The 2099-nt window shown below is 81.9% G+C and carries 2 protein-coding genes; one reads left to right on the plus strand and one right to left on the minus strand.

Annotation, left to right across the window (positions count from 1 at the left end; genetic code table 11):
- Window positions 1–160 precede the first annotated feature (160 nt).
- Window positions 161–544, plus strand: a complete 384-nt coding sequence (locus tag GTR00_RS19675) for a hypothetical protein (RefSeq protein ID WP_166613241.1) — start codon at window positions 161–163, stop codon at window positions 542–544.
- A 74-nt stretch (window positions 545–618) separates the two neighbouring features.
- Here GTR00_RS19675 and GTR00_RS19680 read toward each other — a convergent pair.
- The coding region (locus tag GTR00_RS19680) for a putative bifunctional diguanylate cyclase/phosphodiesterase (RefSeq protein WP_166613242.1) at window positions 619–2099 on the minus strand (1481 nt) is incomplete at its 5' end.

Consider the following 2099-nt stretch of genomic DNA (forward strand, 5'->3'; position numbering starts at 1 on the left):
GTCTCGGCGCTGTCCCCGCCGGCCCCGCCGGGCCGGGCGGTGCTCGTGGCCGCCCGCGACCTGCCCGCCGGCGCCGTGCTGGCCGCCGGGCGCGCTGGAGGTCGGCGGCCCCGCGCCGACGTGCCCGACGGCGCGCTGGCGCCGGGCGGGCGAGGGCGCCGTGCTCGCCGGGGCCGTGCGCCGCGGCGAGGTCCTCACCGACGCGCGCACCACCGGCGCCGGCCTGCTGACCGGGCAGCCGCCCGGCACCCTGGCCACCACCGTGGCCGTGGGCGACCCCGCCGTCCTGGAGGGCCTGCGCCCCGGCGTGCGGGTGGACGTCCTGGCCCGCACCGACGACCCCGTCACCGGCCTGGCCACGGGCGCCGAGCGCGTCGCGGCCGGCGTCGTGGTGCTGGCGGTGCCCCCCACCGCACCGCCCGCCGGCCTGCTCGGCGCGTCCGCCCCCGCGGCGGGCGGGGTGCTGGTGGCCGTGGACGCGCGCACCGCCACCGCCCTCACCGCCGCCGCGGGCCGCACCGTCGTGGTGCTGCGGGCACCGTGAGGCGCGCCGGGCGGAGCGTCGCGCGGAGCGTCGGGCGGAGGGGACGGGCCGGTGCGCGCGGGGTGCGCCGCGGCTCAGGGAGCGCCGGGGGCGCGGCGCGGCGCCACCACCCGGAGCGCACCCCCGGGGGCCACCGCGCTCCCCGGGGCCCGCGCGGGCCCGGGGACCCCCGCACCCGCCGCGGCCGCACCGCGGGCGGACAGCAGCCGCAGCACCTCCCCGGGGCCCTGCGGCGCCCCGGCGTGGGTGCCCTGCACCAGGTGGCAGCCCATGGCGGCCAGCGCCCGCTGGGTGCCGGCGTCCTCCACGCCCTCGGCGACGACCCGCAGCCCCAGGTCGCGGGCCATCTGCACCGTGGAGCGCACGATGACCGCGCGGGCGTGGTCGCTGGTCATCGCGGTGACGAAGCCGCGGTCCACCTTCAGCTCGTCCACGTCCAGGCCGGTCAGGTGCTGCAGGGAGGAGTGCCCGGTGCCGTAGTCGTCGACCGCCACCGAGCAGCCCAGCGCCCGCAGCTCGCGCACCACCGCCCGCGCCCGCGCCGGGTCCGAGACCAGCCCCGTCTCGGTGATCTCCAGCACGAGGGCCGGGGCCGGCACGCGGTGCGCCGCCAGGGCGCGGGCGACCAGCCGCGGCAGGTCCGCGTCCGCCAGCAGGCGCGCGGGCACGTTCACCGAGACCGTCGCCTCGCACCCGGAGGCCCGCCAGCCCGCGAGGTCGGCCAGGGCGCGCTCCAGCACCACGACGGTCAGGTCGTGCACGAGGCCGGACTCCTCGGCCAGGGGCACGAAGCGGTCCGGGGCGACGGTGCCCAGCTGCGGGTGGCGCCAGCGCACCAGCGCCTCGGCGCCCACGACCGCGCCGGTGGCCGGGTCGACCTGCGGCTGGTACTGCACGAACAGCTCCCCGCGCGCCAGCGCGCGGCCCAGCTCCCCCAGCAGCCGCACGCGCTCCACCCCGCCGGCGCGCACCTCGCCGTCGTAGGTGCAGGCGCGCCCGCGCGCCACCTTGGCGCGGTGCAGGGCGACGTCGGCGCCGCGCAGCAGCGCGGCCGCGCTGGTGCCGTGCAGCGGCGCGAGCGCGACCCCCACGCTGGCCGGCACCAGCACCCGCAGGCCGCCCACGTCCACCGGCAGCGCGGAGCGGTCCACCACCCGCTGCGCGAGGTCCTCGGCGCGGGCTCCGTCGGGCACCAGCACCGCGAACTGGTCGCCGCCCAGGCGGGCCACCACCGCGCCGGGGGGCGCCAGCTCCCGCAGGCGCTGCGCCACCCGCCGCAGCAGCAGGTCGCCGGTGGGGTGGCCGAGGGTGTCGTTGAGGTCGTGGAAGCGGTCGAGGTCCACCACGAGCAGCCCCGGGTGCGCACCGGCCCGCCCGCTGCCCGCCCCGCGGGCGCCCAGGGCCCGGCCGGTGGCGGCGAGCAGCGCCTCCCGCTCGGGCAGGCCCGTCAGCTCGTCCAGCCCCGGCCGGGCCGGGCGGCGGCCCAGCGCGACGAGGGCGGCGAGGAGGGCGGGCAGCGCCACGAGCAGGAGCGCCGGCGCACCCGCGTCGGCGC

The sequence above is a fragment of the Kineococcus indalonis genome (genome assembly GCF_009906395.1).
In the GTDB taxonomy this organism is placed as follows: Bacteria; Actinomycetota; Actinomycetes; order Actinomycetales; family Kineococcaceae; genus Kineococcus; species Kineococcus indalonis.